Raw genomic sequence first — 25,586 nt, 5'->3', positions numbered from 1 at the left:
AGCATTTTCTGTTGATTTTCGCTGTTGGCGGCGACTCCTGCCGGATGAGTGGGCAAATGAGACATCCCAACGTACGCCAAAGCGGCGGGGATGGCTCATCGCTCACCCGGCGGAAAGCGTCCGACAGCAGCGAAAATCATAGTGGCCACTTTATAAGACACTTTACGTCGCAGTATCTCTATAATGCGCCCTAATCATTATCATCTCATTCCAAGTAAACTTATTATTTTGATAATTGGTTGCTTTCACTGGTAATTTGGTTGCTCCCGTGTTGATTTGGTTGCTTTTCGAGTAGAATTGGTTGCTTTCGATGATTGATTGGTTGCCCTAAGCCATTTATTGGTCAATAAAATTCCGCAAACTATATAAAATTTTATTTTAGTAAGTTGAAATGGAGTAAGCAAACCATTTTCCTTTGATTTTCACTGAAGGCGGTGACTCCTGCCAGGTGAATGAGCTTAACAACGTACGCGCAAGCGGCGAAAATCATAGCGACTCTTTATAGTGCTCTATACGACGCACTTTCCCTATCTCATGTACTATGTAAAGAATGTCATACCCTAGGTTACTTGAAAAAAATTATCCGAATGTCTAATATTTTTATAGTTTCCTAAGTTAAAATAAAGGAGCATGCAACCTCCGCCTTCCCAACAACAAACATCCATCTAAAAAGAAAAAACGCGCAGAACTAGTGACCAAGTCACTAATTCCGCGCATTTCAAAACACAAATTATTTATCACTCATTATAAACCCATTGGGTCCCATCGGAATCGGAAGAGGCTTCGTTAAATCGAATTCTCCAAATTGTTCTTGCACTACATTTTCAATTTTCACTTCTTCTCCGAAACTCGCGGCCGTTAACGAAAATGCTTCAAGTAACCTTGTTGCCGCCAAAGGATCTATCCCTTCTAAATCAAGTGTTTCATCAAATCGTATGACTCCTACGCCATCTTGCTCAGCATATTTGTATGAAACATTGGAAGGAATCACCGAAGTATAAAAATCATTCCCCACATCTTTCATCGCTAGTAATGCGTCCGAAAGAGTGTCATAGGAAGTACCAAAACTAGGAGTCAAATAATCTTCCCCGTTAGTCGCGTGATAAATGTAATAATTATAGTGACCTAATGAGCCTGGTAATTTGCTAGGCTTCGATAACTCTCCGGCTTGATCCCATTCTAATGGTGAGCCGTCTTCATTTACTTTTAATATTGTATCAAAATCCGTAAATATTTCATTTATAGATTGACCATAAGTTGTCGATGTTCCTGAAGCTCTATCATATCCATGGTCGTTAGGTAAAAAATGTTTCAACTGTTTTCCTTCCACTTCGAAATGCCCCTTATACGGATGATATTCCGTGAAACCTAACGCTTCCTCATCAATTCTACCCGCATATCGTTCATATAATTGCAAACTTGTCGGGGTCATCCCCGGGAAATCAGCTTCGATTCGTTCCTTTGGAATAATAATTGTAATAGGAACAGTTAATGCATTTTCGACTAAGGAAAAATGAAAAACGGTTCCTCCATTCAAACTATTCTCGTAAACTGAAGTCGTTTGATGGAGTGAGATTAACTCTATCGGAGCATCTAACTCCGCCGACATCGTCGTCATTTCATTTGCCGGATCAGCTGTTGTTTCTTCTTCTATTGAGGTTGCGCTTTCTTCTGTTGCTTCATTTGCATCCATGGAACGCATATTTTCTTTTGGTTCAGCGTTATCGTAAGCACTATCCTTAGACATCGTCGATTGTTMTTGATTCGTATAGGAAGAAACAAGGAATGTTAGGAGTACAATAGCGGCAACAGAAACGATAAAAGGCATCCATTTAGAAAATGATACCGCCCTTATTTTTCTTTTTTCTTCTTTGACTTGAGCATTTATTTCTGTTTTTACCCGATTATACACTTCTTCTTTGGAACGATGATCTGTAAATTTGGGCATATTTTTTAAAAGCTCATCAACTGTTTCTTCATCTATTCTTCGGTCACTCATGATGAACGATACCCTCCTCTTCTTTCGCAGATAATCGTTCGCGAAGTGCTTTTATCGCACGATGTTGCGTTGTCTTCACTTTCCCTTCTGTCCAACTTAATACTTGTGCTGTTTCTGCGATCGAAAGCTCTTGAAAATAACGCATAATAATGACCATTTTTTGATCACCCGTGCAATCATCCAGAGCTATTAGTAATGTTTTCATTTCATCGTTTAGCTGTACAGCATCTTCTGGGAGCATGTCGTTTGATACAAGCTGCATTGTCTCCCAATCAAATGATTCAAACAATCGTTTTTTTCGGACTGCTTGTTTTCTAAAATGATCAATCGCCACATTTTTGGCGATTGAAAATAACCATGTTTTTTCCGAACTTTTTCCTTCGAATTTACTGTAAGCCCTTAATACCCGTACATATACTTCTTGGACCAAGTCTTCCGCAGTTTGCCTATTCTTTACTAAATAAATAAGAAACTGAAAAACGTCTTGATGATAGCTATCATACAAGCGGTGGAAAACGGAGTCATTCATAAGCTCCCCCCGTTCTTATAATTAGTCGTTTCATGTACTGTTTTGTTTCACTTTAAAGGTAGCTTTATAATGAACGTCGTGCCAATGCCAACTTCGCTTTCGACGGACAGATTTCCATCATGACGCTCGACAATATTTTTGGCAATTGCAAGCCCAAGACCCGTTCCACTTTTCCCTCTTGTTCTTGCTTTATCCGCCTTATAAAAACGTTCAAACACATAGGGTAAATCTTCTGCGGGAATCCCGTATCCGGTATCTTTCACTTCGATTATGAGCTGCCTAGCTGTTCGCGTCAGCCTCACAGTCACAGACCCTTCTTTAGGAGTATGTCGTAGTGCATTGTCGATTAAGTTCGTAAGTACTTGTTCCATACGATCCTCGTCGAGTTGTAATTGAACGTTTTGCGATAATGTGTGCTCAAAAGACAAACCAATATTTTTTTCTTTGGCGCTTTGATCAAACTTTTGCGTAATTCGCTCAAGTGTCGGGATAACAGATACCTCTTCTTTATAAATACTTAAATATCCTGACTCTAATCGAGCTAAGTCTAATAATTCCGTTACTAATCTACTCATTCGTTTCGATTCATCATAAATAATTCGGATCATTTCATTTTTGTCTTCTTCGGTTGTCACAACCTCATCGATGATTGCCTCACTGTATCCTTGCAGCATCGAAATAGGTGTTCTAAGTTCATGCGAGACATTGGCGATGAAGTCCGAGCGCATCTTATCTAAACGATGTTGTTCCGTCATATCACGTAGCACTACAACAACTCCACGTACCGATTCTTTACTATAAAGGAGACTAACAGAGACAGAAAAATAGGAACCTTGTATTTCCATTTCTTCATCAATTTCCTCTTCATGATGAAATACGTGATCAAGTAAATGGTACAATTCTACAGGTAGATTCGAATTACCAGCAATATCATTTTGCTCATGCCAATGCACGATTAATTGATCGGCTTGTGGATTACTTACAAGCACTTTAAAATCTTTATTGAATGTAATAACCGCATCTGTCATAGATGTCAATATATTAGAAAGTTGTTCTTTTTCTTGACTAATTACTTCCACATGGTCCTTTAGCTGACTCCCCATACGGTTAAAGGCAACACTAAGCTCACCAATTTCGTCTTTTTGGACGTAGGGAACTTTTGTCTCAAAATTCCCTTTTGCTAGTTCTAAAGCAGCTTCTCGCATTGTTCTAAGTGGCGACGTAATACGCGAAGATAAAAAGAATGAGAACATAGTTGTCAGTAATAATGCGATAAAACCAGATAAAAAGACGATGCGGGTCGTATGGTTCGACGTCTTATTGACTACTTCTAAACTTTGATAAATGAACACCGCGCCGTGTATTTCTTTATCAGATTCTAATGGTGAAGCGAGGATAATATAATTTTCCATCCGATCTTCTTCGGTCATCGAAGGCATAAGCATCTTTTTAATAATCGTGCTATTGGTCGTGTATATATTGGATAACTCTTTATCTTTCAATAATTTTTCTTGAAAAACGTCTTTGTTCAATCCTTCATGAACAGATAAAAAGACAGACTCCGCATTTCGCACGATTAACGCGCTTGTTTCTGCCCCCAAAATATTCTGGATAATTTGCATAGAGTCCTCTATTTGATCGTACTGCTCTACTATTTTCCCAATCGTTGCAGCTTCTTGTCTTAGTGACTCTTCAGCTTGTTCCGTGTGGAAATTTTCCAAGAACTCTAGCATTAAAACCGTAATGATGAACAACACAAATAAGACGAGAAGCAATATGGTCCCCCATAGCTTCCCGACAACACTATTCCAAATTCTATTCATTGATGACCTCAAACTTGTAGCCTACGCCCCAAACAGTCACAATCATTTTCGCAGACTTTTCCGATACTCTATTTAACTTTTCACGTAAACGTTTCACATGTGTATCTACCGTTCTTAAATCACCAAAGAAATCATAATGCCATACTTCTTTTAATAATTGCTCCCGATCAAATACTTTATCCGGTGCTTTTGCTAAGAAATAGAGCAATTCATATTCTTTTGGTGTCAAACTCACTTCCACTCCATCAGCTGTCACACGATGCGCATCATGATCGATCGTTAAATGTGGGAACACCACGATATCTTTGGATGCAGACATTCCTTGTACCGGTGAAAGCGCAACAGAACGTTTTAAAAGTGCCTTCACACGAAGTACAACTTCTCTTGGACTAAAAGGTTTCACGATATAATCGTCCGCTCCAAGTTCAAAGCCTTCTACACGATTAGCTTCTTCCCCTTTAGCTGTTAGCAAAATAATAGGTGTTTCCTTATGAACCCGTAACTCGGTCATCGTTTCTATCCCGTCTTTTTCAGGCATCATAATATCTAATAGAATACAATGGTATTCATTTTCTAATGCTAGTTGTAGAGCCACTTCTCCATTTTCTGCTTCCTCTACTTCGTATCCTTCTCTTTCTAAATACATTTTCAATAAACGACGGATTCGTTCTTCATCGTCCACTACTAATAGTTTTATCATTTCAGACATAATATCAGACCCTTCTATCAACTTCTAATCTATATTGTACAATTAGTCTCGCTAAATTGAAAGAAAAGCTCTTACCTCTTTTATGGGAGATAAGAGCTTTTCTAATTGTCTAGCTTTAGAGCCAATTATGCATACGAGTGTAATCCAGCAATAATTAAGTTTACCGCAATTAGATTGAACATAATGATGATAAACCCGATTAATGCCAACCATGCGGATTTCTTCCCTTCCCAACCTTTTGATAAGCGAAGGTGTAGAAATGCTGCATAGAATAACCAAGTAATAAGTGCCCAAACTTCTTTAGGATCCCAGCCCCAAAATCTAGACCATGCTTCATGTGCCCAAATCATTGCAAAAATAAGTGCCCCTAATGTAAATACAGGGAAACCAATAAGTACAGAACGATAACCAATCTCATCCATGAATTGAGAATTCGCTTTTTTCGTAAATGGTTGTAATACTGTTGCTAATCGTTTTCTGAAGATCAAACGAAGCAAAATATATAAAACCGTTCCGAAAATAACTGACCATGTAACAACTGTTAGTTTTTTCGCATTGACAAGCGGTGGCATTTCCACTAATGGTTGCATTGCATTTTCAGTAATCGCTTCGGACTCATTCATCCCGAAAATAGGTGGCATATTATATTCCATCATTAATACTTTTTCTTCTTTATTCACATAGTTAAATTCAGCCTTATAATCCGCTAATGTGAAAGTTGTTGTAGCTGCAATAAAACCTAAAACTAACACCGCTACATACATAACAGCTTCGATCCAAAAACGTGATTTTGACTTTTTCGTCATATCAATATTTTTGACCAAGTAGATTAAACCAGCCACTGCACTAATTGCCAATATGGCTTCTCCAAGTGCCGCTGTTATAACATGAACCGTTAACCAGTAGCTTTTTAGCGCTGGTATTAATGGGGTAATATCTCTCGGGAACATACTTGCATAACCAATGATGATGATCGCAATTGGTAAAGCAAAAAGTCCAAGTGCTGGAATTCTATAAATAAAGTAAATTAAAATAAATGCACCAACGACCAACATCCCAAAAGCAGTTGTAAACTCAAACAAGTTACTAACAGGCGCATGTCCTGCCGCAATCCATCTCGTTATAAAATATCCAATATTAGATAGGAATCCAATGATTGTTACCGTTATGGCTAATTTACCCCATCGCTCAAAAGACTTTGAAGCTTTAGATCCCGAACCCTTTACAGCACCTCCAAATAAAAAGGTTGCTACTAAATAGGCAACGAATGCTATAAATAATAAAGTACTACTTACTTCTACCATGACTAAACCCCTTCCTCTTTATCCGCTTTTGAATCTTCATCTTGTTGATCTTCATATTTTGGAAGATTTGCAACTTCGGAAACTGCATCCATATCTTTCATAATGCTGAGCCAGTTTTTATTCGTATGTGCTGCAATTACGACTTGCCCCTCTTCTAATTGCTGGATCCAAATACGTCGATGGTTCCAATACGATCCTTGTGCTACCCCAATCATGAAGATAAGACCGCCAAGCATAAGAATAGGAAGTGTTAAGTCTTTTCGAATCGTTAAACCTGATACATCTCTAGTTTCTACACTTTGGAATGCAAGTTTATGTTGGTTTTCACCAAGCGGTTCCAGCGTTTCTTTTATCATCACAAAGCTTGTTTCGCCTTTTGGAAACTCTGGTGTATACATTTTCACTAAAAATGCTGGATTGTTGGGAAGTGGTGATTGTGACTGCGGCACTCCATCTTCAAATCCAGTGAAATCTGCGTAGTAATCTAAAATTTCCACTTTAGACCCATTCGATAATTCATAAACAGGTTCAGGATCAGCTAAGTTAATCGTAAATTCACCAAAGCTTTCTGCTGTTTCCTTGTCTTGCAATTGGAATGTCATCGAAGCTAATTCATCTAAACGAAAATCCATTTGGAAAACAGAAAATTGATCAAATTTCAGCGGTTTGTTTACTTGAATGGCCTCTTCTTTTTCAAACGCTAAATCATCCAAATGACCTGCTACTGCGCCTTCTGGTCCTTTATATAAGGCTACGTTCGTTTGATAGTTTTTAGCAATTGTCCCAACCCGATCGATCGCTGCTCCAAAAACTTCTTCAGATTCTTCTTTTGAATAGGTTTCATAGATGAATTCTTTACTTTCTAGGAAATACCCATCTGTTTTTGGTATGTACAATGTTTCGCCTTCGCGAAGCCACATCGTTTCATCCACATAAAAGCCCGGCAACGCTCGAAGCATAACACCAAATAGAAACAAAATAAGTCCTAAATGATTAATATAAGGACCCCAACGAGAAAAGCGACCTCTTTCAGCTAGCAACGCATTGCCGTCGCGCTTTACGTTGTAACGCATTGTTTTTAACTTCTCTTCCGCTTTTCTAATGGATTCTTCTCCATTTTCCGTGTTTCCAATTCCATATAATCGTTGACGTTTCAAAAAGCTAAAATGTCTTTTCGTTTTTTGCTTCTTCAAGGATTTATAAAGTGGTATGACCCTATCAAGACTTGCGATTATTAAAGAAATTCCAAGCATCCCAATAAGTCCTTGGAACCACCAAGAACTGTATAAGTCCGATAATCCTAATTTATAATATAATGTTCCAAATGTGCCATAAATTCGTTCGTAATAAGCGGCAATATCTTCTTCGGTTGTCGCTGGCACGTAAAAAACCTGCGGCAATATAGTTCCGATAGACGCAGCAACAAGAATTATAACAATTAACCATACTCCTACTTTTACACTGGAGAAAAAGTTCCAAATCTTATCGATAAGGCTTTTGTTATATGTCTGGGAACGTCTTGCTGAACCTTCATACCGCATATCTACAAGTTTTTTTTCTGCTGTTTCTTTGTTTAATGGTCGTCCACAGCTTTCACATAACAATGTCCCAGCTGGGTTCACATTACCACATGTACAAACTATCTTGTCCATCTAGAAAACTCCTTTAGGATGGTTTAATTTGCTCCATAAAATCTGCAATATCTTGCTCTGTCATTTGACCCTTTATAATTTTTTCAATTCGTCCGTCTGGATTGATTAAAAAAGTAGTAGGTAAGGGCTCAATATTATAAGACTCCATTACACTTTTGTTTTGGTCAATGGCAATCGGGAACGATAAACCATAACTATTTTTGAAACTATTCACTTTTAAATCGGATTCGCCGATATTAATCGCTAACGTTTGAACGCCTTGGTCTTTATAGACATGGTATTGGTTGTCCATTGCAGGCATTTCCGTTGCACATGGCTTACACCAAGTACCCCAAAAATTTAAGAAAACGCCTTCACCTTTGTAATCTGAAAGTCGATGTTGGTTCCCATCCAAATCCACTAAAGCAAAATCAGGTGCTTTGTCCCCTACTCGAAGGACAGCGTTTTTTTCTTTCGTTACGTTTGAATATATTGTAAAGACGATGGCTACCGTCAGTACTGCTAAAATAGCAGTTCGAATATAATATCTTTGCTTTTTAGATTGCGCCATCATTGCTCCTCCATTTCTAAGCATCGTCGACATATATTATACCAAAATATACATTTTAAAAAGGCACGACATTTGAAGGGTTTGTGAACATTCCAGTATTAGTTTCCTATTTTTCCGGTTTCCGCCAAAACGCGCAATTGTTTAATTTCATGCGTTGTTAGCTCTCTCCATTCACCAGCATTTAGGCCATGTAATGTTAAGAACCCGAATCGTTCACGCTTTAGTTTTTGGACAGGGAAACCAACCGCGTCGAACATGCGGCGTACTTGTCTATTTTTACCTTCATGAATCGTTATTTCTACGATTGCTTTATTTGTTTTGCGCTCGCTAGATAATAACTTTACTCTTGCAGGAGCCGTTTTACCATCTTCTAGCATAATTCCACGTTCTAATGGTCTTAATTGCTCTTTTAACGGAATTCCTTTTACTCTTGCTACATATGTTTTATCTACTTTAAATTTTGGATGCGTTAATGCATAAGAAAAGTCCCCATCATTTGTTAGTAGTAGTAATCCGGATGTTTCATAGTCTAGTCTTCCGACCGGATATAGTCGTTCTTTTACGTTTGGTAATAAATCGGTTACCGTTTTTCTTCCTTTGTCATCTGTAACCGCTGAGATGACACCTCTTGGTTTATAAAGTAAGTAGTATACTTTTTGTTCTTTTTCTAGTTTGACTCCTTCTACTTCCACTGTATCCGAATTCGAAACTTTTGTTCCAAGTTCTGTTACCACTTTCCCGTTCACTTTCACTTTTCCTTGGATGATTAATTCTTCTGCTTTTCTTCTAGAAGCTATGCCTGCATGCGCAAGTACTTTTTGTAGTCTTTCCAATTCTTTCACCTCGTCCATTCTTTCCATACATATGAGTGAATTATGTCACACTTTTGGCGAAAATAAAAGAAGACAGTCTTTTATAAAAACTGTCTTCTTTGTAGCTCATAATATAGAAAGGGCGTCTTAGAGAGTTGAATGAAGTGTCCGCTGCGATTTTCGCTTCAAGGTGGACGCTTTCCACGGGGTGAGAGATGAGCCATCGCCGACGCTAACGCGTTCGCTTGCGATGGCTCATCTTCTCACTCATCCCGTAGGAGTCGCCACCTTTCCGCAAAAATCAATGAAAAAGCTAACTTATGGAGAGACGATATTAACAATAAATGGTTGAACGAGACAATATCCGCCGCGAACGCGACAATCTAGCCTTCGAACACGACAAAAACTATCCCGAGCGCGATAAAAAGATCGCTCAACACGACAATCCCAAAGATCCCATTAGTATGATGCATAATCTTAAAAAAGGGTGTTACACATAGCCGCATTAAATCCAGTAAATGGCTTAGGGCAACTAATGGGTCATTGAAAGCAACTATTTCCATTCCGAAAGCAATCAAATCAGCGTAAGGGCAACCAAATTACCAGTGAGAGCAACCAATTCTCAAAATAACAAGTTTACTTGTAGTGAGACTACCAGGGATTTGACGCATTATCATAAACATTGCGCAAATGGTCTATAACGGTGCGCATTTTTTTATCGGACAATCTTCTTCGAATAATTAGAAAGGATATTGTTGCCGTAGCGCGCCGGGCCGCACGAGCCGCAGTCATGAGACCCACTCGTGTGCAACACGAGTTGGCTCATGCAAGGTGCGGCAAGCGCGAAGGCTAGCGGTTACTACGACGCATTATCCCTAAAATGTGTTTAGGGGTGTGACAAAGTCACACCCCTTTACTAATAATACCGTTTATTTTATTTTGTTCACATTAAATCGTAAGGCGATTTGATCGTCGATTGTTACATTCCATAAATACGGATTTGTCAAAGTGGATTTTCGTGGGATTAGAAGGACGTTATTTAGTTTTTTTCGTTCTTCTTTATTTAATAAAAGATAATGGTCATTTTCCACTTCGATGACTTCTTTTTGGAACACTCGATACTTTCCTTTTTTCACTACTTTCACTGTATCATAGTTTGCAAATACATGTTCTGCAAGGGATGTATGATAGGCCCAGTCGTTGGAGTGATTCAAAGTAACGACAACAATTTCTTTTTCATCCTCTTTAAAATAAGTAACTAGTGTTCTTCCGGCCCTTTTCGTGTAACCTGTTTTTCCGGCGATTGCAATTTCTGTTTCGTGTAATAATCGATGCTTATTACTCCAACGGACATTTCGCTCTTTTGGTTGATAGCTTTTTGCAGAGGCAATTTCTTTAAATTGTTCGTTTTGAAGCGCTAGACGGAACATATTTGCCATGTCATATGCAGAGGCAAAATGGTCATCATGATGAAGCCCGGAAGGATTTGTAAAATGCGCATTATTTAATCCAGCAACTCGAAATTTTTCATTCATCAAATGCGTAAATCCATCTATAGAGCCCCCTACATGTTCTGCTAGAGCGTAAGCGGCGTCATTTCCAGATTGTAACATAAGCCCGTGCAATAAAGAGTTGACGGTCCATACTTCTCCAGGCTTCAAATATAAAGAGGATCCTTCCTGCGTGGCAGCCACCTGAGAAATGGTGATTTCATCTTCAAGTGAAGCATTATCTAAAACCGTTAATGCAGTCCAAACTTTCGTTAAACTTGCTATTGGTAATTCCTCGTACTCATTACTGCCTTCTAACAATCTCCCCGTTTGTACGTCAATTACTGCATAGGAGGAGGAAGCTTCCACATCACTGGCTTGCCAAAATAGAAAAAGTAGAAAGAACATCGTTATTTTTTTATAAATAGAAAATACTCCTCTTTAAATTATTTCTATCCTTCAAATGTTTCTTGAAACTTTGTTAGGAACAAGTCCGAGTCTTCCATTTCGTCCACTGAAACATCTTCTGGAAGTGGAGGCAAAGCACTAATATCTTGTAATCCAAAGTATTGAAGAAACTCCGTTGTCGTTCCATACAATATTGCTCTTCCTGTTCCATCCGCACGTCCCACTTCTTTTACCAATCCTTTAAGAGACAATGTATGTATGGGGCGTTCTGATTTCACCCCACGAATCTCTTCAATTTCTACTCTCGTAATAGGTTGTTTATAGGCAATGATCGCTAATACTTCTAGTGACGCTTGCGACAAAGATTGTGAAGTAGGATTTTCTACTAACTTTTGAATACTCGTAGCATTCATTTGCTTGGTCACTAATTGAAATGTACCAGCTAATTGCTTGATCTCGATTCCTCTATCTTCACTCTTTTGATAGGTTGCCATCATTGTTTCGAGTGTTTCAGCAATATGTTCTTCTGTTTCATTTGTTAGAAAAGCTAATTGTTTTTTCGTTAAGCCATCTTCCCCACTAACGAACAATAGACTTTCTATATTACTCATCAATTTCATCTTCGAATTCACGTTCTAAATCTTCCTTTCGCAAAAGAACAAATAAATCATCAAAATTGTTGTTTTGCTCTACTTGCACAATTTGGCGCTTCATGAGCTCTAGTATAGAGAGAAATGTAGTGACAATCGTTGTTTTATCTCTTGTTGGAAAGAGCTCATAAAATGATAATCTGCCTTTGTTTTGTTTTAATGTTGTAATGACACTTTTCATTTGGTCTTTTATCGATATTTCTTGTTTACTTATACGCGTGTGCAGTGGTGCGTTTAGCTGTTTCCTACGAAGCATTTTTTGAAATGCTCCAAGCATATCGTACACATTCACGTCTAAGTCAAATAAGGCAAGCTGTTTGTTATTTTGCAATTCGCTTAAATCCGTTGGCGGTCTTGTATAAAATAGATTACGAGATTCCTCCATTTCTTGTAAACTACCGGCAGCTTCTTTGTATTTTTTATATTCTATTAACTTAAGTACTAACTCGTCCCTTGGGTCATTTATATTAAGATCAAAATCGTCTTCCATGTCGTCATCTTGATGGATTGGAAGCAGCATTTTACTTTTGATCGATAGTAGTGTTGCTGCCATTACTAAATATTCGCTTGCTTCATTTAGCTCCAAAACACTCATGGCATGCACATGCTCCATGTATTGCGCGGTGATTTCGGCCATTTTAATATCATATATATCTATTTCCAAACGATTTATTAAATGTAATAATAAATCAAGGGGTCCTTCAAATGCTTCTGTTTTTACTTCATAAGACATAATACTCCACCTAATTATCGGTTTTTAACATCATTATAGAGGAAAGGTGATTGCATTGCATCCTACATTCCATCCTAATTTTGTCCAATTTCTAAAAGAATTCAATGATACGCATGATTATTTCGAGTGCCATGAACTACTAGAAGACTACTGGAAAGAAGTTTCACCATCGAGTAAAAATCACCCATTAACAGCGCTCATCCTATTATCTACAGCTATGTATCATTGGCGTCGGGGCAATATGACAGGGGCGATTAAAACAATGAATGGAAGTATACAACGCTTAAAAGACACTTTGCCATCTTCCTATTACGAAACGATCAACTACGATAAACTTATGCAAGATGCTACCCGTTCTATTAACTTAATGAAAGAAAAAAATACATTTCAGCAATTTACGATTGAGTTAATAAATGAACAGTTACAACTGCTAGTAGGCGCTGTAAAATGCGATTCAAGCACCGATTTACACTTTCTTACTCATAAGCATATGCTTAGAGACCGCTCGGAAATACTAAAGGAAAGAGAAACACAGAAAAAAAGAAGAGCTGACTTGAAATAAGTCAATCCTCTTCTTTTTCTAATTGGCATTTTTCGAAGAAAGACTTAATCTCTTCGGCTGGTTGGATAGACGATGTATGTAAAATAGATGATAAGCTTTGAAGCATTTCTTTTCCTATACCTTCTCCGCGGTGGGAAGGATTGACGGAAAGATGCTGAATAATTCCATCCGTATTATTCATGCGAACGCCAACTAATCCTACTAAATCTTCATCTTTTTTCCACAAAAACAAGTGCCAATCTGGGTTTGTTTCATACTCTTGTATTGTTTCTAATAACTTTTTTACATCTTTTTCATGAGGCATAAATGATAGAAGACCCATAGAAATTTTTTCGAATGCTTTTTTATACCGTAGCAACATAGTTAAAACCCTCTTTTAGTTTCATCACTTTTACGCAAATAGGATGACTCTCGAAAAATAAGTTCAATACGATCTTTATTATCGTACACGACATTTGTTCAAATTACAAATTAGCATTTGGCGCTATGAAGATCCAATAAATTGCTCCCCATATAAGCCCTACTATTAATAGCATAAGAAATAATAGCCGATTTGTTTTTTTCAACTTACCTTCACTCCTTTTCCATCGTTAGAGGAAGGTCCAAATGAACAATATCTTCTAAAGTTTCTCTTCTAACAGCTAATTGATGTTTTCCATTTTCCACAAATACGACAGCAGGTCTTGCTAAACGATTGTAATTGCTTGCCATAGCGTATCCATAAGCACCAGTACAGAACATGGCTAAAATATCTCCTGGTTGTGCTTTTGGTAATTCAATATGTTCAATCAATTTATCGCCAGACTCACAACATTTTCCAGCAATCGTATATGTTACATCCGCTTTTTCGTCTACTTTATTCGCAATGACTGCATCATACAAGGCACCATATAATGCTGGACGAATATTATCCGACATTCCGCCGTCTACAGCCAAATAATTACGAACGTCCGGCACTTCTTTTTCAGATCCGATTGTATATAAAGAAGTTCCTGCATCTCCAACAAGTGAACGACCTGGTTCAATCCAAATTTCAGGCATCGCAAAAGTTGTTTCAGCGATTAAACTTTTTACGACCATGATCATTTCTTTGACATAAACAGAAGGTTCCAGCGGCGTATCTTCTTTCGTATATTTAATACCAAAGCCGCCACCTAAATTTAATACGGTACACTCGAAGTCGTAATCACGATGCCATTCAATCATTTTTTTTATTAATTTTTCTGCCGCCACTTTAAATCCAATTGTTTCAAAAATTTGAGAACCAATATGACAATGAAGACCAAGTAATTGAATGTAATCATCTTCAAATACTTCTTTAAAAGCAAGATCTGTTTGTCCATTCATCAGGTCAAATCCAAATTTCGAATCTTGTTGACCAGTTGTAATATAGTCATGTGTATGTGCTTCTACTCCTGGTGTAACGCGTAAAAGTATATTTACTTTTTGGTTATTGGCAGCAGTAAGTTCTTTTAAAAGTTCGATTTCATAGAAGTTATCTACAACGATACAGCCGATATTGTGCTCGATTGCTAGTAGTAATTCTTCTTTAGATTTATTGTTGCCGTGAAAATGTATTCGTTCTACTGGGAATCCAGCTTTAATCGCTGTATATAACTCTCCGCTAGAAACGACATCGAGCGACAAATTTTCCTGTTTCATCACTTGATACATTGCCACACTTGAAAAAGCTTTACTCGCATAAGCAACTTGCGCAGGCACATTTTGTTCTTTAAACGTTTGGATAAATGCACGTGCACGTTCTCTAATTAATGACAAATCATATACGAATAATGGTGTTCCGTATGTTTTGGCTAATTCTAAACTATCAATTCCACCTAATACTAAATGTCCTTTTTCATTTACCGTGTCTGTTGATACCATCACCAAATAAATCGCCTCTTTTCATCTTTTGCTATAAGCACTTTACCACATAAAAAGAGGTGATTGCAATGGGATTCAAGATCGTTTGCGATCGTATGATCTAGTAATGAACGGACGTTTTGCATCAACCGGCATAGGAAAACGTATAAGTATTCGCATTAATGCTTTTGGAAAAAAAGGAAGGACAGGCCATAAATACGGTACATTCAAAGGCCTTAGCGACCCAACGTAAAAAAGCAAAACGACAAGTGCGATAAAAAAACCATTTGCTCCTAAAAGGGCTGTACAAAGTAAGATAAACGTTCGAAAAATTTTCGTCGAAATACTTAGTTCGTAAGACGGTATAGCAAATGTAAATATAGCCGTTATCGCCGTATACAGTATAACCTCCGGTACAAACAATCCGACATCAACAGCCATTTGACCGATTACTAATGCCGCAATAATCCCCATCGCTGTCGACAAAGGCGTGGGAGTATGAATGGCGGCAAGCCGCAAAAATTCAATACCGACATCCGCAAAAATTATTTGCAAAAACAGTGGAATTTCACCCGTTTCTTTCGGCCCAAAAAAATCTAGTGATTTCGGTAAAAACTCCGGATGCTTTGAAAGTAAATACCAAAAAGGAAGTAAAAATAAACTTAACACCACGCCTGCCAAACGAATCCATCGTACAAATGTTCCGATTAAAGGAGCCTGCCTATATTCCTCCGCATGTTGTAAATGGTGAAAAATCGTAGTTGGGACAATAATAGCAGATGGGGACGTATCGACAACAATTACAATATGTCCTTCGAGCAAATGAGCAGCTGCGATATCTGGTCTTTCGGTAAAACGCACAAAAGGAAGTGGATGGAATCCTTGTTTAAACAACCACTCTTCTAATGCTTTATCCGTCATCGTGAAACCATCATGCTTGATCTGGCTAAGTCGATCTCGAATTTGCTTCAAGTTATCTTCACTTGCAATGCCTTTTATATACGAAATAGCAATGTCCGTTTGACCTAAAGTCGATACTTGGTGAAGTTCAAATTTTAAATCTGGGTCGCGGATCCTTCTTCTAATAAGCGCGGTATTTTGCACGATATTTTCCGTAAATCCATCTCTTGAACCCCTGACAACTTTTTCATTGTCCGGTTCTTCTGGACTTCTTCCTGGATAGGACCGGACATCGATTGTATAAACAGAACCATTATTTAAGATAAATGTTACTTGTCCACTGAGTAGTGCGACGAGCCATTTCTCTTTGGAATCATACTGTGTAATCGAATAATATGGAAAATAATGTTCCATAATATCATTTTCATCGATTATTTCTTCTTGTATTTCTGCTTGCGCATTCGTCAGTAACTCTGTCAGGACCAAACCATCAACTAATCCATTAATATACACAAGCAACACTGGAAATTCGTATAAATGCGTATGCAATGTTCCAAAATCGTACGATTCATTCACGCCGAATTTTTCTTTTAAATACGCTTCTGCTTCGGACATACTTGAAAATAAAGGTTTCGTTTCAATCACCTATCTTTAGCTTTTGATTGCTCTTCAAAACCAGCTGGGACTAGCCATAATTTAAGCTGGCTTAATATTTTTTTCTCGAGTCTGGACACTTGTACTTGCGAAATACCGAGTCGCTCGGCAATATCGCTTTGTGTACAGTCTAGGTAATATCTCAAATAAATAATCATTTGTTCACGTTTTTCTAGTTTTTCGAGCAGCTCTCTTAGTGGAATATGGTCAAATGACTTCTCCGAACGTTCGTCTTTCATCTGATCCATTAATGTAAGTGCATCACCACCTTCATTTTCGTACAATTGCTCTTGTAACGATGCTGGATCTCTTAATGCATCCGCCGCCATGACAATTTCTTCTCTCGACACTTCTAAAATACTAGCTAGTTCAAGAATCGTTGGTTGACGTTCATGTTTTTTCAKAAAATCATCCGTCGCATGACGAATTTTAAAATTTAACTCCCGGATGGAGCGACTAATCTTCACCATTCCATCGTCTCTTAAAAACCGCTGAATTTCTCCGATTATCATCGGAACTGCATACGTAGAAAACTTTACTTCATACGACAAATCAAATTTATCTACTGATTTCATTAGGCCAATACAGCCAATTTGAAACAAATCCTCTAAATCCGCTCCTCGTGAAGCAAAACGCTGCACAATCGACCAAACTAACCGAGTATTTCCTTCAATCATTTGCTGTCTTGCCTGTTTATCTCCAGCTTGTGATAATGCAATGAGTTCCCTCATTTTTTCCTGGGTTAATAAAGCCGACGTCTTATTATTCATCATTAGACGATCCTGCTAGATTCTTGAATTGGTACAAATCGCTTCGTAATAGTTACAGTTGTCCCCCTATCAGGAATTGAGTATATCTCCACATCATCACTAAAGCTTTCCATAATGGTGAATCCCATCCCAGACCGCTCTTGCTCTGGCTTCGTCGTAAAGAGTGGCTCTCTCGCCTGACTCACATCTCGAATACCATGTCCGTAGTCCACAATAGATACGACAATTTCTCTATCTATACGTTGTGCATGTATTTCTATTTTCCCTACTCCGTCTTCTTCATATCCATGTACAATAGCATTCGTCACCGCCTCGGATATCACGGTTTTAAACTCGGATAATTCCTCGATTGTCGGATCAATTGCCGCGATAAAACTGGACATTACCATTCTCGCTAATGCTTCATTCTCACTTTTTGCTATAAAAGATAGTGTGATCTCATTGTCCATAAACAATTCCCCCTAACTTTGACATAATTTCAATTTCTGATTCGTTATAAATATAGGGACTTAATCCTGCAAACTGAAAAATTTTCTTCATCGTCGGTGAAGGATTTACGATAATCGTTTGTCCTTCGATTGGCGCAAGTTCACGCATTCTTCCAAGAATAAGCCCTATGCCGGAACTATCCATAAAATTCAAATCTTTTAAATTCCAAACTAATACTTTAATAGACCCATTCTTAATCAGTGGCACTATTTCATTTCGGATATCAGTTGTACTATGATGGTCCAACTCACCTTTTAATCGAATAATAATAATTTCGTCTCCAACTCTTTCTACTTCATGCATCATACAATTCGCCTCCTCGTAATAGCGCAATTCTACATGAACAGATGTTATTCCTTGCGCTTGACAAAAGTAGAAGAAATGATAGCTTATTAGCCGATTTTCGACAAAGGGCTGCTCGTTTTTAAGTATGGGATGATTTCCTATTTTTTAATCAAAAAATAGGCATCTCGTAAAAGTTTTTATAAACCTTTTCAAGATGCCTATATGATTACGTAAATATGGAGGGGACATAGGGTTGGTTAATGTGAGCAATTAACTACGTCAGACGAGCAATTTAACTACATTCGAGCATTTAACCACCCCAGACGAGCAATTCAACCACATTCGAGCATTAAACTACGCCATTCAAGTATAATGACCCTTTACACACAAAAAATCAGCCAAATTTGTAAGTTTGGCTGCTCTCCCCATAAATATTACATTATTTTCAAAATCGACTTATTCTTCACTGGTTGTGCATCCGAAATCGAATAAGCTTTTTCAATCAATTGAACAGACTCGTCGACCGCGTCTTTATTGGAATACAGAATTGCTAGCGTATCCCCTTTTTTAACCGAGTCTCCATTAAGTGCTACCAATTTAACTCCAGCGTCAAAATCTAACATATCCGCTTTTGTCAAACGACCTGCCCCTACTAAAAGAGAAGCCTTTCCGATCAATTCTGCGTCAATCAGGCTAATATAACCATCTTGTGCAGCTTTAACCTCAATTTCATGCTTAGTCGATTTCGCATGAACGTCCGAAGCATCTCCACCTTGAGCAGTGATAAATTCTTTCAATTTCGCAAGTGCCGCGCCATTGGAAAGTGTTTCCAACACCTTTTGCTTGGCAACTTCATCACTTACATCCGTTGCAAGTTGATACATTTTGGACGAAATTGCAATCGTTACGTCTAACAAGCCTTGTTCACTCTCTTTATAGTTATCCAGGAAATCATAGGCTTCTGCAACTTCTAATTTATTCCCGATATTATGACCTAATGGTTGGTTCATATCCGTAATAACAACCGCAACTTTTCTACCTAAGCTTTCACCGATTTGAATCATCGTTTCCGCTAACTCCGATGCATGGTCTAAATCTTTCATAAATGCACCTTTACCACATTTCACGTCTAAAACGATACCATCCGCACCACTGGCTATTTTCTTACTCATAATGGAAGAAGCGATTAGTGGAATACTATCGACTGTTCCCGTCACATCTCGTAAAGCGTACAGTTTTTTATCGGCTGGTGTTAAGTTACCCGATTGACCGACAATGGCAATTTTATGTTCGTTCACTTGTTTAATAAATGCATCCGCTTCCAATTCCACATGAAACCCATCAATAGATTCTAGTTTATCTACTGTACCTCCAGTAATTCCAAGCCCTCTTCCACTCATTTTGGCAATCGGAATATCTAATGATGCTAAAATGGGAGCAACGAGTAAACTAACTTTGTCGCCGATTCCGCCAGTACTATGCTTATCTACTTTAAATCCTTCAATACTAGAAAGGTCAATAACGTCACCGGATTCTACCATCGCTTTTGTTAACCAAGCTGTTTCCTTTTCATCCATCCCATTAATAAGAATTGCCATAAGCATGGAACTCATTTGGTAATCTGGTACTTCATCTTTTGTATATTTCGCGATCATGTAATTTATTTCTTCTTCTGTAAGTGAATGGTTTCGTTTTTTCTTGTCAATCAATTCAAGCATGTTCATGTCTTTTCCCGCCCTTAACAATTATTTTAATGAAGATAAGAAGCTTTCCCCGAATGCAGTTTTAGCAACCCCAAAGTTTTCTGTAATCGTTGCACCGATATCCGCAAAAGTTGTGCGTAGTGGTAATTCTTTGATTTCTTTCAATATTGGCGAGTACACCGTTAACGGCACAAACTCACGCGTATGGTCCGTTCCTGGCATTGTCGGGTCATTACCATGGTCCGCAGTAATAATCAGTAAATCTTCTTCTGTTAACTTTGGTAAAACCTCTTTTAAACGAGCGTCGAATTCTTCTAATGCTTTTCCGTATCCGATTGGATCTCGGCGATGACCAAATGAAGCATCAAAGTCAACTAAATTTAGAAAACTAATACCAGTAAAGTCTTTATCTAATGTAGCGATAAATTTATCCATGCCGTCCATATTGTCCGTCGTACGTTCAGTAGCGGTAATTCCTTCTCCATTAAAAATGTCATAAATTTTGCCGATTGCTAAAACATCTAGCCCAGCATCTTGTAATTCATTCATCGCAGTACGACCAAATGGTTTTAATGCATAATCATGACGATTGGACGTACGAGCAAAGTTGCCTGGCTGCCCGATAAATGGACGTGCAATTACGCGACCAACTAAAAATTCTTCAGAAAGTGTTAGTTCTCTTGCCACTTCACAAATATGGTACAGTTCTTCAAGTGGAATAATTTCTTCGTGCGCAGCTATTTGTAAGACAGGATCTGCAGATGTATATACAATAATTGCGCCTGTTTTCATATGTTCTTCGCCAAGTTCATCTAAAATGGCCGTACCACTTGCTGGTTTATTGCCAATTACTTTACGTCCGATTTTTTCTTCTAAAGCAGTAATTAGTTCTTCCGGGAATCCATTTGGATACACTTTAAAAGGCTTATCGATATTCAGTCCCATGATTTCCCAATGTCCTGTCATCGTGTCTTTCCCAACAGAGGCTTCTTGCATTTTCCCAAAATAGGCAGTTGGATTTTCTACTCGTTCAATCCCTTGAATCTTATCGATATTACCTAGACCAAGTTTTTGCATTTCAGGCATATGGAGGCCACCCATTTTTTCTGCAATATGTCCAAGTGTGTGAGATCCGACATCACCAAAAGCAGCTGCGTCAGGCGCTTCCCCAATTCCAACTGAGTCCATAACAATTACATGTATGCGCTTAAATTTGTTCATCTTATTTACCTCCTCGTGTTTACTTCTAGTTTACCAAAAATATTCAAAATGTACAGGTCAGACCTCTGACTTATTCAATAGAATCAATTTGTTTTTATTATAACAATTTTTGTATCTGAAACGAAATAAACAACCAATCAGGGAAAAAAACACCGGTGACTGGCTGTAAAAATAAAGTCGTTTCTATAAGTAAAAATTAACTCTAAACTTTTGTATTTTCCATTTGTTCTCCACTTGCTTTTCCAGTTCCTCCTCATTTATAAATTCTTCCTTCACAGACTAACTTTCTTTTTTTCTGTAGCGTACCCGAAAGGCACCGAAAAACCCATCCTTCAATTTTTTACCATTACACTTTGTAACCTGTTTATAAAGCTGTTAGAAACATCCCTTGCAATGGACTATCATTTTTCAATTAATTTAATAAGCAGCAAATTAGAAGATAAAAAAAACCACCCAAATTGACGTATAAGGGTGGTTCTCAACAAAAATAACTAGTTTAATAGATGTCCATTATTAATCAATCCCTAGAAAATCCAATGAGTATAATCTAACTTGCCAGTTACCTAGACAAACATTTAGATGTAGTTGGTAATTGGATAGAAATCGCTGTTCCTTTATTTTCTACACTTTGAACACTAAAAGTTCCTCCGTGATTATTAATAATTTGATGACAAATCATTATTCCCAATTCCACCCCATTATCCATGGTGCTATAAAAAGGTTCGTCTAAATTATGAAGTTGATTTGCTGGGATTCCATTTCCTTCATCAATTATTAGAATCGTCATTTGATTTTCATTCAGCTGATGCGCTTCGATTAAGATTTTACCACCATTTTGCATCGCTTCGATTGCATTTTTAAATATATTCATATAAACTCGATTCAATTTATTGGAATCGCCAATGATAATAGGATTAGATAATTGGATGTCTTGGATGAATTCAATATTACCAAGCAAAGATTCTGAAGAAAATTGCATGATTGAATCCTTTAGAATCGTTCGCATATCTACTTCTTCAAAGCTGCATATTGGCGATTTGGCCGAAAGTAATAAATCACTTACAATTTCTTCTACTCTATCAATTGCTTGCATAACGACATCTAAATGATTAGTTTGTTTCTCGTATATGCCTAACTGTGTAAAACCTTTTATGACTGTTAGTGGATTCCTTATTTCATGAGCAATGCCAGCCGCAAGTTGACCAACAATATCAAATTGCTCCTGATTTTGCATACTATATTCAGCTTTTTTCTGCACCGTTAGTTTCTTAATTTCCACTTTGTTTTTCATGTTTATTCCTCCATTTTAGAATGTTCATTTCACATTTTAAAATGGAGATTGTTTTGGCGGCTTCCCCGGTGGAGCATGCGTCCATTGAACCATCGCATTCTCATCAGTATGTATCCATTGCCTAGTACTTGAAGATATTAATGTGAATACATCAACTAGTGCTCCGGAAAACAAATCACTTTGTCCTCCCATTGATAAAGCAGATGATGCCGTAGATGGAGAAGCTACCGTGATGAAAGTCGACGGAAGACTACCCCACTTCCAGCTAGTTTCCAATGGATGACTAGAGTTGTATGCCGTTTTCTTTTTTATCGTGTCAGGATTAGAGTTTTGAACTTGCTCCATCGCTCCATTTTCTCTTTCAATTAGTGAAAACTCTTGAACAACCGTATGTTGATCTAAAGCAGTTTCTTCTGTAAAAGAATTTAATACAATGTTATCTTCGTCATTCATAACAATACCAATATCATCATGTTCTTCCAATTCAGTTGTTCCTATTGCAGGTAGTGAAGGAATAACAAGTTCCCGTTTTTCTACAAAACCGATATCATTACTATGTTTGGTTGTACTCGGATTGGAATTGCCTTCTTGCGTCATGGCCTTTTCATCCTTCTGAATGATTTCACGCGAAGGTTTCATTATTTTATCCTCTGAATCATCAGGGTCACTATTTTCAACAACTACATCTTTTGAACTGTCAATCGTAGATTGCCCGTTTTCCTTAATAAATTCCCCTGTTTTTTCAATGACGGCGTCTACTGAAGACGTTGTAATCTTTACTGTTTTACTCACTTCGGTTAAGACAGGAGTGACGATTGGAACGGTTGGCAATTGGTAAACAACCGAATTTACTATTTGATTGACCTCATCAGTTACTTCAGATGTTGTTTTAGTCACAGTATCAGTAACTATTCCCATCGTTTTTTCTATAGCTGGTACACTATTTTCAACAGTATCATTCAACAAATTCCCAGTAGGCTCAAAACTAGAAGTGATAGGTTTACTTTCTAATGGTTTGGTCAAATCTATTACAGTTTGCTTTGTTAAATCCACTGTTTCTTGTACATCTACATCAGTAGACTTCGTGGAATCTTTCAACATATTGTCGACCTTCTTCAAATTACTAAACAAAAAGCTACGTGACTTCCAATCTTCCTTGCTTTTAGAAGAATTAGTAGAAGCATCTATATTTTCACCATGTACCACAATAGGTAAAACGAAAAGTAAATTAAAGCATGTTATACATAGAAGCATTATCCTCTTCAATTGATTCACCTCCTCTCACAATAATTGTTAGAAATATCATAACATTCTTGCGTTTTGGGTGCTAGGAATTCTATAGCATGTCTAGGTACCTACACAATTGAAACATTAGTATCTCGATCAGATTACCTACCGAGGGATTGTTGTTTGCATCTTAGCTAAACTTTTTTCGTTCATATTTCTGCACCGTCTCATCGTAAAAATAACCAGAATCGAATCCATGGTCCTTATAAATGAAGGGGAACCTTGTACACAAGATTAGCCCCTCTTTAAAAAAACTACTATTGACATAAACAATGATTTTCTACTCATATAGTGTAAGGGGAGAGAATTTTTTTATTGGCAGGAATGTGGATAATGGAGGTTGTAAATGACTAATCAAGAGGATTTACTATTACTTTTACAACTAGGTACCGGTCTGTTTTGGATAATTACATATATACTCATTATAAAACGTGGATTTCAAGACAAGAAACATGGAATGCCTATGGTAGCAATTTGTGCAAATATATCATGGGAATTCATTTTCTTATTTATTTATCCAACTGATGATCGGCAAAAAATAATCACAAGTACTTGGTTCGTACTGGACATTATTATTTTGATTCAATATCTACTCTTTGGCAGAAAGGAATTCAAAAAATATATTTCAGTAAAGCTCTTCTACCCGTTTTTTTTCATAACATTAGGAGTAAGCTTTCTAATTATTATCGCAATGACACTTGAATTTAATGATATTGAAGGGAAATATGCCGCTTTTTCACAAAATTTAATGATGTCTGGACTGTTTATCTCGTTATTATTAAGTAGAGGTAACTCGGGCGGTCAATCCATATATATAGCAGTTTTTAAAATGCTCGGGAGCTTATTAGCTGCTATTGCATTCTTTCTATATTTTAGAACATCCTTGATTACTATACTTTCCGTAGCTATTTTAATTTATGATTGGATTTATATTGTTCTTTTACGTAAGTTACGTTAGGTTGTTCCCTGTGTTAGAAATATTTCAGAATCGTTTCTTACACAGGGAATGTTTCTTAGGCCCTCGGATGAAACTCTTTATAAACCTCTTTCAAACGTTTTTTACTTACATGCGTATAAATTTGGGTAGTAGAAATATCCGCATGTCCCAGCATTTCTTGCACTGCTCGTAAATCCGCTCCATTTTCGATTAAATGGGTTGCAAACGAATGTCTGAGTACATGCGGTGTAATGTCTTTTTGAATACCTGCATTCGCTACATGCTTATTTAATAGCTTCCATATACCTTGCCTTGTTAAACGTTTACCACGCTGACTGATAAAAATAGCATCTGTTCGTTCCGCTTGTTTCAATAGTTTCGGTCTTGCTTCCTCTAAATATGTCTTACAAGCGCGGATGGCCGCACCTCCAAGTGGAATTATTCGTTCTTTACCGCCTTTACCAAACACACGGACAAATCCCATCGTTAAATGTAAATCTTCTAAATCTAAATTCAAGCATTCACTTATACGCATACCACTTGCATACATAATCTCAAACATTGCTAGATCACGGACACCTTGAGGTTTTGCTAAATCAATACTATTTAATAAATGCGTTAGCTCCTCTACCGATAAAAAATTGGGTAACTTTTGATCGATTTGTGGTAGCTCCAGATGGATTGTCGGGTCTGAACTAGTCACTTTTTCACGTAGTAAAAACTGGTGAAAGGAGCGGATCGATGAAATATGCCTTGCAACTGTTCGGGCAGACTTACCTTCTTCTTTTAATTTCCGAAGATGGACAAGAATATGTTGGCGTTCGACATCATCTAGCGTATGTAGTTGCTGTTTTTCTAATACTGATTTTATGTAATCGACTAAATCTTTTTGATAAGATGTTAAGGTATTAGCTGCTAACTGACGTTCAATTCGTAAAAAATGTAAATAATCTTCTAAATGCATT

The 25,586-nt window shown here is 37.5% G+C and carries 24 protein-coding genes; 2 read left to right on the top strand and 22 right to left on the bottom strand.

Features of this window, described 5'->3' with window-relative positions; translation table 11 throughout:
• Nucleotides 1–730: 730 nt before the first annotated feature.
• The 11 genes from AC1DFT_RS04230 to AC1DFT_RS04180 all read right to left on the bottom strand — a co-directional run bounded on the left by AC1DFT_RS04230 (nucleotide 731) and on the right by AC1DFT_RS04180 (nucleotide 12,659).
• Nucleotides 731–1,999, bottom strand: a complete 1,269-nt coding sequence (locus AC1DFT_RS04230) for a hypothetical protein (RefSeq protein WP_477917915.1) — start codon at nucleotides 1,997–1,999, stop codon at nucleotides 731–733.
• Entirely contained in the window at nucleotides 1,992–2,528 is a 537-nt protein-coding gene (gene sigX, locus AC1DFT_RS04225; protein ID WP_477917913.1) for an RNA polymerase sigma factor SigX, read from the bottom strand. Before sigX ends, AC1DFT_RS04230 begins: the two co-directional genes overlap by 8 nt.
• Before the next feature lie 47 nt (nucleotides 2,529–2,575).
• A complete protein-coding gene (locus AC1DFT_RS04220) occupies nucleotides 2,576–4,351 on the bottom strand; it encodes an ATP-binding protein (RefSeq protein WP_477917911.1) in 1,776 nt (591 codons plus the stop codon).
• Nucleotides 4,344–5,060, bottom strand: a complete 717-nt coding sequence (locus AC1DFT_RS04215; RefSeq protein WP_477917909.1) for a response regulator transcription factor — start codon at nucleotides 5,058–5,060, stop codon at nucleotides 4,344–4,346. The genes AC1DFT_RS04220 and AC1DFT_RS04215 overlap by 8 nt, the downstream gene beginning before the upstream one ends.
• Nucleotides 5,061–5,185: 125 nt before the next feature.
• Nucleotides 5,186–6,364, bottom strand: coding sequence for a c-type cytochrome biogenesis protein CcsB (ccsB, locus tag AC1DFT_RS04210; protein WP_477917907.1), 1,179 nt, complete (start codon nucleotides 6,362–6,364; stop codon nucleotides 5,186–5,188).
• A 2-nt stretch (nucleotides 6,365–6,366) separates the two neighbouring features.
• Nucleotides 6,367–8,016 carry a cytochrome c biogenesis protein ResB gene (gene resB, locus AC1DFT_RS04205; protein WP_477917905.1) on the bottom strand — a complete coding sequence of 550 codons (1,650 nt, stop codon included), beginning with the start codon at nucleotides 8,014–8,016 and terminating at the stop codon, nucleotides 6,367–6,369.
• Between the two features lie 13 nt (nucleotides 8,017–8,029).
• Nucleotides 8,030–8,566, bottom strand: a complete 537-nt coding sequence (resA, locus tag AC1DFT_RS04200) for a thiol-disulfide oxidoreductase ResA (protein ID WP_477917903.1) — start codon at nucleotides 8,564–8,566, stop codon at nucleotides 8,030–8,032.
• A gap of 98 nt (nucleotides 8,567–8,664) precedes the next feature.
• Nucleotides 8,665–9,399 carry a pseudouridine synthase gene (locus AC1DFT_RS04195; RefSeq protein WP_477917901.1) on the bottom strand — a complete coding sequence of 245 codons (735 nt, stop codon included), beginning with the start codon at nucleotides 9,397–9,399 and terminating at the stop codon, nucleotides 8,665–8,667.
• A 908-nt stretch (nucleotides 9,400–10,307) separates the two neighbouring features.
• Nucleotides 10,308–11,276: a D-alanyl-D-alanine carboxypeptidase family protein gene (locus tag AC1DFT_RS04190; RefSeq protein ID WP_477917899.1), complete on the bottom strand. Its 969-nt coding sequence runs from the start codon at nucleotides 11,274–11,276 to the stop codon at nucleotides 10,308–10,310.
• 44 nt (nucleotides 11,277–11,320) lie between these two features.
• Nucleotides 11,321–11,887, bottom strand: a complete 567-nt coding sequence (scpB, locus tag AC1DFT_RS04185) for an SMC-Scp complex subunit ScpB (protein ID WP_477917897.1) — start codon at nucleotides 11,885–11,887, stop codon at nucleotides 11,321–11,323.
• Nucleotides 11,880–12,659 carry a segregation/condensation protein A gene (locus tag AC1DFT_RS04180; protein ID WP_477917895.1) on the bottom strand — a complete coding sequence of 260 codons (780 nt, stop codon included), beginning with the start codon at nucleotides 12,657–12,659 and terminating at the stop codon, nucleotides 11,880–11,882. The genes scpB and AC1DFT_RS04180 overlap by 8 nt, the downstream gene beginning before the upstream one ends.
• Before the next feature lie 55 nt (nucleotides 12,660–12,714).
• Between AC1DFT_RS04180 and AC1DFT_RS04175 the strand changes: the two genes are divergently transcribed.
• Nucleotides 12,715–13,221 carry a DUF309 domain-containing protein gene (locus tag AC1DFT_RS04175; RefSeq protein ID WP_477917893.1) on the top strand — a complete coding sequence of 169 codons (507 nt, stop codon included), beginning with the start codon at nucleotides 12,715–12,717 and terminating at the stop codon, nucleotides 13,219–13,221.
• Nucleotide 13,222: 1 nt separating this feature from the next.
• On the opposite strand, the gene AC1DFT_RS04170 is transcribed toward AC1DFT_RS04175, so the two are convergent.
• The 10 genes from AC1DFT_RS04170 to AC1DFT_RS04125 all read right to left on the bottom strand — a co-directional run bounded on the left by AC1DFT_RS04170 (nucleotide 13,223) and on the right by AC1DFT_RS04125 (nucleotide 23,663).
• Nucleotides 13,223–13,582, bottom strand: a complete 360-nt coding sequence (locus AC1DFT_RS04170) for a GNAT family N-acetyltransferase (RefSeq protein ID WP_477917891.1) — start codon at nucleotides 13,580–13,582, stop codon at nucleotides 13,223–13,225.
• Nucleotides 13,583–13,794: 212 nt separating this feature from the next.
• On the bottom strand, nucleotides 13,795–15,111 hold the full coding sequence (gene lysA, locus AC1DFT_RS04165; protein WP_477917889.1) for a diaminopimelate decarboxylase: 1,317 nt from the start codon (nucleotides 15,109–15,111) through the stop codon (nucleotides 13,795–13,797).
• A 69-nt stretch (nucleotides 15,112–15,180) separates the two neighbouring features.
• Nucleotides 15,181–16,599 carry a spore germination protein gene (locus AC1DFT_RS04160; protein WP_477917935.1) on the bottom strand — a complete coding sequence of 473 codons (1,419 nt, stop codon included), beginning with the start codon at nucleotides 16,597–16,599 and terminating at the stop codon, nucleotides 15,181–15,183.
• Nucleotides 16,600–16,625: 26 nt separating this feature from the next.
• Nucleotides 16,626–17,411 carry a SigF/SigG family RNA polymerase sporulation sigma factor gene (locus AC1DFT_RS04155; protein WP_477917887.1) on the bottom strand — a complete coding sequence of 262 codons (786 nt, stop codon included), beginning with the start codon at nucleotides 17,409–17,411 and terminating at the stop codon, nucleotides 16,626–16,628.
• Nucleotides 17,411–17,857, bottom strand: coding sequence for an anti-sigma F factor (spoIIAB, locus tag AC1DFT_RS04150; protein ID WP_477917885.1), 447 nt, complete (start codon nucleotides 17,855–17,857; stop codon nucleotides 17,411–17,413). The genes AC1DFT_RS04155 and spoIIAB overlap by 1 nt, the downstream gene beginning before the upstream one ends.
• A complete protein-coding gene (locus AC1DFT_RS04145) occupies nucleotides 17,847–18,203 on the bottom strand; it encodes an STAS domain-containing protein (RefSeq protein ID WP_142608650.1) in 357 nt (118 codons plus the stop codon). Before AC1DFT_RS04145 ends, spoIIAB begins: the two co-directional genes overlap by 11 nt.
• Before the next feature lie 413 nt (nucleotides 18,204–18,616).
• Nucleotides 18,617–19,906: a thymidine phosphorylase gene (locus tag AC1DFT_RS04140; RefSeq protein ID WP_477917882.1), complete on the bottom strand. Its 1,290-nt coding sequence runs from the start codon at nucleotides 19,904–19,906 to the stop codon at nucleotides 18,617–18,619.
• Between the two features lie 21 nt (nucleotides 19,907–19,927).
• On the bottom strand, nucleotides 19,928–21,106 hold the full coding sequence (gene deoB, locus AC1DFT_RS04135) for a phosphopentomutase (RefSeq protein ID WP_477917880.1): 1,179 nt from the start codon (nucleotides 21,104–21,106) through the stop codon (nucleotides 19,928–19,930).
• A gap of 559 nt (nucleotides 21,107–21,665) precedes the next feature.
• Nucleotides 21,666–22,397 (bottom strand): ATP-binding protein, encoded by a 732-nt coding sequence (locus tag AC1DFT_RS04130; protein ID WP_477917878.1) that lies wholly within the window; start codon nucleotides 22,395–22,397, stop codon nucleotides 21,666–21,668.
• 36 nt (nucleotides 22,398–22,433) lie between these two features.
• The gene (locus tag AC1DFT_RS04125) at nucleotides 22,434–23,663 is read right to left on the bottom strand and encodes a hypothetical protein (RefSeq protein WP_477917876.1); all 1,230 of its coding nucleotides are present in this window, start codon (nucleotides 23,661–23,663) and stop codon (nucleotides 22,434–22,436) included.
• Between the two features lie 367 nt (nucleotides 23,664–24,030).
• Between AC1DFT_RS04125 and AC1DFT_RS04120 the strand changes: the two genes are divergently transcribed.
• A complete protein-coding gene (locus AC1DFT_RS04120; RefSeq protein ID WP_477917874.1) occupies nucleotides 24,031–24,642 on the top strand; it encodes a transmembrane-type terpene cyclase in 612 nt (203 codons plus the stop codon).
• 55 nt (nucleotides 24,643–24,697) lie between these two features.
• Here the strand turns inward: AC1DFT_RS04120 and xerD are convergent, their stop codons facing one another.
• A complete protein-coding gene (gene xerD / locus AC1DFT_RS04115; protein ID WP_477917933.1) occupies nucleotides 24,698–25,585 on the bottom strand; it encodes a site-specific tyrosine recombinase XerD in 888 nt (295 codons plus the stop codon).
• Nucleotide 25,586 lies beyond the last annotated feature (1 nt).

It is taken from the genome of Psychrobacillus sp. 05T411 (assembly GCF_056396485.1).
This window is presented reverse-complemented; position numbering and strand designations above follow the sequence as displayed.

What these genes read in the sequence shown, in the direction of transcription:
- sigX (WP_477917913.1), bottom strand. Translation starts at nt 2,528, where the DNA reads ATGAATGACTCCGTTTTCCACCGCTTGTATGATAGCTATCATCAAGAC.
- AC1DFT_RS04220 (WP_477917911.1), bottom strand. Translation starts at nt 4,351, where the DNA reads ATGAATAGAATTTGGAATAGTGTTGTCGGGAAGCTATGGGGGACCATA.
- AC1DFT_RS04215 (WP_477917909.1), bottom strand. Translation starts at nt 5,060, where the DNA reads ATGTCTGAAATGATAAAACTATTAGTAGTGGACGATGAAGAACGAATC.
- ccsB (WP_477917907.1), bottom strand. Translation starts at nt 6,364, where the DNA reads ATGGTAGAAGTAAGTAGTACTTTATTATTTATAGCATTCGTTGCCTAT.
- resB (WP_477917905.1), bottom strand. Translation starts at nt 8,016, where the DNA reads ATGGACAAGATAGTTTGTACATGTGGTAATGTGAACCCAGCTGGGACA.
- resA (WP_477917903.1), bottom strand. Translation starts at nt 8,566, where the DNA reads ATGGCGCAATCTAAAAAGCAAAGATATTATATTCGAACTGCTATTTTA.
- AC1DFT_RS04190 (WP_477917899.1), bottom strand. Translation starts at nt 11,276, where the DNA reads ATGTTCTTTCTACTTTTTCTATTTTGGCAAGCCAGTGATGTGGAAGCT.
- scpB (WP_477917897.1), bottom strand. Translation starts at nt 11,887, where the DNA reads ATGAGTAATATAGAAAGTCTATTGTTCGTTAGTGGGGAAGATGGCTTA.
- AC1DFT_RS04180 (WP_477917895.1), bottom strand. Translation starts at nt 12,659, where the DNA reads ATGTCTTATGAAGTAAAAACAGAAGCATTTGAAGGACCCCTTGATTTA.
- AC1DFT_RS04170 (WP_477917891.1), bottom strand. Translation starts at nt 13,582, where the DNA reads ATGTTGCTACGGTATAAAAAAGCATTCGAAAAAATTTCTATGGGTCTT.
- AC1DFT_RS04160 (WP_477917935.1), bottom strand. Translation starts at nt 16,599, where the DNA reads ATGTCCGAAGCAGAAGCGTATTTAAAAGAAAAATTCGGCGTGAATGAA.
- spoIIAB (WP_477917885.1), bottom strand. Translation starts at nt 17,857, where the DNA reads ATGGACAATGAGATCACACTATCTTTTATAGCAAAAAGTGAGAATGAA.
- AC1DFT_RS04145 (WP_142608650.1), bottom strand. Translation starts at nt 18,203, where the DNA reads ATGATGCATGAAGTAGAAAGAGTTGGAGACGAAATTATTATTATTCGA.
- AC1DFT_RS04140 (WP_477917882.1), bottom strand. Translation starts at nt 19,906, where the DNA reads ATGAACATGCTTGAATTGATTGACAAGAAAAAACGAAACCATTCACTT.
- deoB (WP_477917880.1), bottom strand. Translation starts at nt 21,106, where the DNA reads ATGAACAAATTTAAGCGCATACATGTAATTGTTATGGACTCAGTTGGA.
- AC1DFT_RS04130 (WP_477917878.1), bottom strand. Translation starts at nt 22,397, where the DNA reads ATGAAAAACAAAGTGGAAATTAAGAAACTAACGGTGCAGAAAAAAGCT.
- AC1DFT_RS04120 (WP_477917874.1), top strand. Translation starts at nt 24,031, where the DNA reads ATGACTAATCAAGAGGATTTACTATTACTTTTACAACTAGGTACCGGT.
- xerD (WP_477917933.1), bottom strand. Translation starts at nt 25,585, where the DNA reads ATGCATTTAGAAGATTATTTACATTTTTTACGAATTGAACGTCAGTTA.